Raw genomic sequence first — 6,112 nt, 5'->3', positions numbered from 1 at the left:
ACACTGCGCAACCACCACACCCCCCGCCACACCCGGTGTGCGTCTGTCTGCGTCCCCAGTCCCCCCCCCCCGAGCACCCGACTGACCAGCCGCGGGTGGTCCCGGACCCGTTCCTGGGCCCGGCACCCGAACATCCGGCGACCCCCGTACGACTGCGTGGCCTGACGACTCGCCCTGCCCGGCAGTCGGCCGGTTGTCAGCTGCCGGTGGACCGGACGGTGCTCATGATCTTCTTGAGCTGGGCGTCCGTCAGCGCCTTCGGAACTCCTTGGTCCGCGTAGATCACCCAGCCGTGCATCGTCCCGTCGGGGAGCTTCTGCGCGACGCTGTGCACGACGGCCTTCGGCGGAACGCATGAGCTCGGGTGGTTGGTGACGGTGACCTGGGCGGTCGCGGTGTAACCGTCAATCCCCCCATGCTTCCACGGCTTGGCCTCACTGACCTTGATCTTGGGCTTGTGGTCCGCACCGCCGTACGCGGCGAAGCCCCAGTTGCCCGCCCAGTTGCGGGCGTTCTCCTGGAGCGTGCCGTCCTTGCCGCCGCCCGTGGTGCCGACGGTGGCGAGCTGCCCCTTGCCCGCCTCACCAAAGGCCTTGGGATTGGGACTCGACGCGCAGCCGCCCTCACGGTAGTTGCCGGCCGCGGTCATGACGACGATCGGCTGACCGTTCTTGTCCGTGTAGGAGAGGGCCGTCTCCTCGTCGAGGGTCTTCCACTTCTCGGCCTTGGCGGGCACGTCGTAACGGAAGTGGTGCTTCTGCGAGGTCTGCGTCTGCCACCCCGAGAACAACGGCTGATCGCCCGAGGGGCTCGCCGGGGCGGAGGACTGGGACGACCCCGCGGAAGGCGCCTTCGACGCCGCGGCGCCGGTGTCCTTGTCCGTGCCGCTGCCGGTGTCCTCGTTGCATCCGCTCAACGCGACGGCCATGCCGATGCCGACGGCCGCGATCAGGGTCTTCTTCATTCGCCGGGACGGCATCGAGGTGGACTGCGGGTACTGAGCAGAGGTGCACCGTGGGTGCTGTGCGAGGTTCTTGAAGATCTTTGACTGAGACATGATCGGCACTCTAGGCGAGCCGCGCTGCCACAGATCCCCAGGTGGGCGCCCCACCGCAAGACGGATACCCACTCGTGACACATCACATCAAGCTGATACGCGCGGCGCCTCGTAGGGAACGCCGACCTTGGCGGCCAGGCCGGAGATCATCAGCTCCAGGCCGTACTGGAACTCCGCGTCGTGATCGCTGTCGGCCAGATAGGGCGCGGTCGCGGTCAGAATCGGGTCGCCGGAGGCCGCGATGGCTTCGGTGCGCTGCTGGACCTGGTCGCTGTCCATGGCGCCCAGATAGATGGCGTAACCCAGTTCGCGCATGATCGAGCCGACCATGAAGGCGGTGTAGCCGCGCAGGACATGGACCATCTCCTCGGGGGCGAGGCGGAGTTCGTCGAGGCAGGCCAGCGTGGAGCGCATGGCCTCCAGGGCGGCGGGTGACTGCGTGGGCCGGGTCAGCACCAGGGGAAACGCCTTCGGGTGCCGCTTGGCGGCGGCGCGGAAGGCGGCGGCGTGCGCCCGGATCCGCTGCTGCCAGGTTCCGCCCTCCTCCTCGGGAAAGGCGATACCGGCCAGCAGCGCTTCGGCGACGCCGTCGAGAAGGGCCTCCTTGTTCGGTACGTGGTTGTAGAGCGACATGTTCTCGATGTCGAGCTCCGTGGCCAGTTTGCGCAGGGAGAAGGCGTCGGGGCCATCGCGGTCGATCATCGTCACCGCCGCCGCGATCACCTTTTCGCGGGTCAGGCCGACCCGCCTGCCACGGCCGGTTCCTCGCGCCGCCATGCGTCACCTTCCCCTTGACATCACTTACGCCGCAAGTCTAGCGTTCCGGCCCACAAGACTTGCGGTGCAAGTCTCGCGTTGACTGATCGCGCCGCTGAGTTCGCCGAATTCATGGAACCTGCACCGAGCCGGCCCGGCTGACCAGAGGCCGACCAGAGAAGGACTCGATCGATGAAGCTCGCCTGGCAGGACACCGACGTCCTCGACATGCCCACGCTCGGCACCCCGATCACCACCCTCGGCGGCCTCGCGGACATACCCGGCGGCTACGGCGCACAGCTCGGGTGGGCCCGCACGCGAGCGGAGGAGCTGCGTACCGAATTCGCGGCGACCGGTACCCCGGACACCGTCACCACCTGCGACCTGGTGACCCTGCCCTATCCGACGAGATTCGGCCTCTTCCGCGCTTCCCGGGCCATCGCCCCGTTCCTCGCCATCACCAACCGCATGCTCGTCATCCGCTGGACCGAGAGCGACGGGCGGCGGCGGGTGCTCCTGTTCGAGCCGAGCGATGTCCAACTCGGCCGCAACACCCCGTACTTCGCCGCGCTGGCCCGTCGCACACCCGGCCCGGTGCGATCCCTGATGGTCACCGAACACGGCACCGTCCTCGGGCATCTGGCCCGGCTCGGTATCGCGCCCGAGGACGTCGACTATCTCCTCTTCGACCATCTGCACACCCAGGACCTGCGCCGGTGGATCGGCACCAGCACACCCCAGCCGGACTTCGGCGACGGTCCGGTCGAGCCCGCGTTCCCCCGCGCCAAGGTGATCGTGCAACGGCATGAACTGCTGGCCATGTCCGAGCTCCACCCGCTTCAGCGGCCCTGGTACCAGCCCGAGGCGTATCGGGATGTCCGGCCCGAGGCCTTTCTCGCCGTCGACGGCTCACTGCTCCTCGGCCCCGGGGTCGCGGTCATCTCCACCCCCGGCCATGTGCTGGGCAACCAGACCCTCCTGCTGAACACCTCCAGCGGCATCTGGGCGTCCAGCGAGAACGCCATCGCCGCCGAATGCCTGACCCCCGAGCACTCCCGCATGCCCGGCATCGCCCGCTGGACTCGCGCCTGGCAGCAGGAGGTCGTTCTGAACGCCAACACCATCGAGACGACGGCCGAGCAGTACAACTCACTCATCATCGAGAAGACGCTCGTCGACCGCGCCCAGGCCGACCCCCGCTTCCTGCAGTTCTTCCCCTCCAGCGAGCTGACCGCCGCCTGGACCAACCCCGGTACCGGCCCCACCTTCACCCACAAGGCAGTGACCCACCTATGACCACCGTGATCAGCGACGAGATCCTCGCGTCCCGCCAGAAGCTGGTCCTGGACCACTTCCACGACGAGGTCCGCCAGGAGTGGGACGACGTCCTGGCCACCTTCCCGCATCCGCGCTACGAACTGATCCCCACCATGACGGTCCACGACGGTGACACGGCCGTACGCGGCTACTACCGCGACAGCCGCCGCGCCTTCCCCGACCAGGACCACGAGATCATCGCCCTGCGCCACAGCGGCGACGCCGTGATCGTCGAATTCTGGCTGCTGGGCACCCACCTCGGCCCGCTGGGCGCGATCCCGCCCACCGGAAACCGCTTCCGTGTCCGCATGACCGCGTACTTCATCTTCGACGACGACGGAAACGGGGCTGAGAACCTCGTCTGCGAGCGGATCTACTTCGACAGCCTCACGCTGCTGAAACAGCTGATCGGCGGCCTGAACCTGCGCAATCCGCGCAACTGGCTCCTGTCCGTTCGCTGTCTGCGCGGGCTCCTCAAGGAAGCCGGCGGCACCCCGCACCCGGCCCTCGTCAACACGCCGCGGGCGGACCTGTCGTGAAGGTCCACCATCTCAACTGCGGGACCATGCATCTGCGCGGCGGACCGCGGCTGGTCTGCCACGTCCTCCTCCTCGAGACGGACGCACAGGGGCTTGTGCTCGTCGACTCCGGCTTCGGCCTCATGGACATCGCCACCCACGGCCGCCGTGTGGGCCCGGCACGCCACTACATCAAACCGGCCCTGGACCCCGAGGAAACCGCCGCCCGCCAGGTCGAACGGCTCGGCTTCCGCCGCGACGACGTCCGCCACATCGTCCTCACCCACTTCGACGCCGACCACATCGGCGGCCTCGCCGACTTTCCGCACGCCACCGTCCACGTCACCGCGGCCGAGGCGCACGGCGCGATCCATGCCCCCTCCTGGCGGGAACGTCTCCGCTTCCGCCCCGCCCAGTGGGCCCACGGCCCGAGCGTCGTCGAACACAGCCCGGACGGCGAGGCGTGGCGCGGGTTCGCCGCCGCCAAGGAGCTCGACTCCGTCGCGCCCGGCATCGTCCTGGTCTCCCTCCCCGGCCACACCCGCGGCCACGCCTGCGTCGCGGTCGACACCGGCACCCGCTGGATCCTGCACGCCGGCGACGCCTTCTACCACCCCGGCACCCTCGACGGCCGCGCCCCCGTGCCCGCGGCCCTCCGCGCCATGGAAGCGGCCGTCGCGTACGACCTGAAACAGGTCCGCGCCAACCACGCCCGCCTCGGTGAGCTGCACCGGCGCGCGGAACCCGACCTGACGATCATCTGCGCCCATGACCCGGCCCTGTACGAAGGGATGCGGGGCGGCTGAGGAAGGAGCCCGGGTGCGCCGACCGCACCCGGGCCGAGCGGCTGCCACCAGGGCTACCTCGGCTACCAGTGCTACCAGGGCACCGGCTGGTCCTGGTGGTTGAGGAATCGCAGGCCCGGTTCGCCGCTGTGGCGGTCGATCGTGTCCACCACGCCCGGGATGGACTGGTCGATGGTCAGCGGTGCGTCCGGTCCGCCGAGTTCGGTGCGGACGTGGCCGGGGCACATGAGCAGCAGCGTGTGCGCGGCCTCGGCGTACCGGGCGGCGTAGCTGCGCATCAGCTGGTTCAGCGCGGACTTGCTGGCGCGGTAGACGTCCTGGCCGCCCTTGGTGTTCAGGCCGAGACTGCCCTGGCGCGAGGACATGACGCCGATGGTCCCGGTCGGCGCGACCAGCGAGCGGAGGGACTCGACCACGCGCATCGGGCTGAGCGCGTTCGTGACCATGACCTCGGTGAACATCTCTGTCGGAACGTCGCCGATCGGAATGTTGCCCCTGGTGATGGCGGCGTTGACGAACAGCAGGTCGAGCGTGTGCCCGGCCAGCCGCTCGCGCAGCGCGGCGACCTCGTCCGGCTTCGTCATGTCCATCGACTCGACCGTGACCCGGCCACCGGACGCCTCGGCCAGGTCGTGGAGGCCGGTGCGCCGCTCGCCCCGGACCGTACCGATGACGTGCCAGCCGCGCTGCGCGTACTCGGTGGCGAGGCCGAGTCCGAGGGTGCGGGACGCGCCGATGATGAGAGCGGTCTTGGGAGTGTTCATGCCTGGACCGCCGGCTTGAGGACCTCTTCGCACCACTGGCGGAAGGTCGTCGGACTGGCGGTCTCGGGGGTGCGCGGCACGCCCTTGTCGATGCCGTCGTCCTTGGAGCGCATCATGTCGACGTAGCCCTGCACGATGGCGTCGCCGACGCCGCGCCCGGTGAATGCGGCGCGGAGGTCCTCCAGCGACTGCCGCTGGTAGCGGATCGGACGGCCGAGCACCTCGGACATGATGCGCGCCATGTCGTTCGCCGAAAGGTCCTCGGGGCCCAGCACCGGGGCCTCGCCCGTCCCCGTCCACGAGCGGTCGAGCAGCAGACCGGCGGCGGCCGCGGCGATGTCTCCAGTAGCGGCCGCCGGTGCCGTGCGGTCGGCGGCGGCGGTGTCGGTGAATACGCCGTCGTCGCGGATCGAAGCCACCTGCCGCAGCAGGTTGTCCATGAAGGTGGGGCAGGCGAGCGCCCGGTAGGCCACGCCCGTGCCCGCGATGAGGTCGTCCATGGCCAGCGACGCCGTCACATGCCCGGCGCGGCCGGCGGCGGGAGTGCCGCGACCGAGCGCGGAGACGCCGACGACGTGTCCGACCCCGTGGACCGTGAACGCCTTCGCGGCGGCACGGGTGAACCCGGAGTAGGCGGCGTCGAGACTCGGCGCCTGCGGGTGCGGCGGGACCAGTCAGAAGACGGCGTCCGCGCCGGCGAAGGCCCGGTCGACGACTTCGGCGTCGCCGTGCGAGCCGGTGACGACGTCGACGCGGGCGCGGACGGCGTCGGGGAGTTTCCCCGGGTCGCGCACGATGACGCGCAGCTCTTCGCCGCGCTTGGGGGCCTCGTTGAGCAGGATTCCCATGACCTGGCTGCCGATCTGGCCGGTGGGAGCGGTGATGACGATCATG

The 6,112-nt window shown here is 69.8% G+C and carries 6 protein-coding genes and 1 pseudogene; 3 read left to right on the top strand and 4 right to left on the bottom strand.

Annotated features, from left to right (window positions below; genetic code table 11):
• Positions 1-196: 196 nt before the first annotated feature.
• Both ACFXB5_RS36460 and ACFXB5_RS36455 read right to left on the bottom strand, forming a co-directional pair.
• On the bottom strand, positions 197-1,057 hold the full coding sequence (locus ACFXB5_RS36460) for a hypothetical protein (RefSeq protein WP_385216386.1): 861 nt from the start codon (positions 1,055-1,057) through the stop codon (positions 197-199).
• Between the two features lie 87 nt (positions 1,058-1,144).
• On the bottom strand, positions 1,145-1,834 hold the full coding sequence (locus ACFXB5_RS36455) for a TetR/AcrR family transcriptional regulator C-terminal domain-containing protein (protein ID WP_385216383.1): 690 nt from the start codon (positions 1,832-1,834) through the stop codon (positions 1,145-1,147).
• Between the two features lie 171 nt (positions 1,835-2,005).
• Between ACFXB5_RS36455 and ACFXB5_RS36450 the strand changes: the two genes are divergently transcribed.
• The 3 genes from ACFXB5_RS36450 to ACFXB5_RS36440 are packed head-to-tail and all read left to right on the top strand — an operon-like array spanning position 2,006 to position 4,454.
• Positions 2,006-3,109 carry a hypothetical protein gene (locus ACFXB5_RS36450; RefSeq protein ID WP_385216381.1) on the top strand — a complete coding sequence of 368 codons (1,104 nt, stop codon included), beginning with the start codon at positions 2,006-2,008 and terminating at the stop codon, positions 3,107-3,109.
• Positions 3,106-3,669 (top strand): ester cyclase, encoded by a 564-nt coding sequence (locus ACFXB5_RS36445; RefSeq protein ID WP_385216378.1) that lies wholly within the window; start codon positions 3,106-3,108, stop codon positions 3,667-3,669. The genes ACFXB5_RS36450 and ACFXB5_RS36445 overlap by 4 nt, the downstream gene beginning before the upstream one ends.
• Positions 3,666-4,454 carry an MBL fold metallo-hydrolase gene (locus ACFXB5_RS36440; protein WP_385216375.1) on the top strand — a complete coding sequence of 263 codons (789 nt, stop codon included), beginning with the start codon at positions 3,666-3,668 and terminating at the stop codon, positions 4,452-4,454. Before ACFXB5_RS36445 ends, ACFXB5_RS36440 begins: the two co-directional genes overlap by 4 nt.
• A 71-nt stretch (positions 4,455-4,525) precedes the next feature.
• Here ACFXB5_RS36440 and ACFXB5_RS36435 read toward each other — a convergent pair whose 3' ends face one another.
• Together ACFXB5_RS36435 and ACFXB5_RS36430 are read right to left on the bottom strand one after the other, a co-directional pair.
• Complete coding sequence (locus ACFXB5_RS36435; RefSeq protein WP_385216372.1) at positions 4,526-5,218, bottom strand: SDR family NAD(P)-dependent oxidoreductase; 693 nt, start codon at positions 5,216-5,218, stop codon at positions 4,526-4,528.
• Positions 5,215-6,111, bottom strand: a pseudogene (locus ACFXB5_RS36430) (NAD(P)H-binding protein). The gene ACFXB5_RS36435 and the pseudogene ACFXB5_RS36430 overlap by 4 nt, the downstream one beginning before the upstream one ends.
• Position 6,112 lies beyond the last annotated feature (1 nt).

Origin of the sequence: Streptomyces sp. NPDC059455, from assembly GCF_042750115.1 — a bacterium.
GTDB lineage: Bacteria > Actinomycetota > Actinomycetes > Streptomycetales > Streptomycetaceae > Streptomyces > Streptomyces endocoffeicus.
Note: the sequence above shows the minus strand (reverse complement) of the source record. Positions and strands in the feature narration are given on the sequence as shown.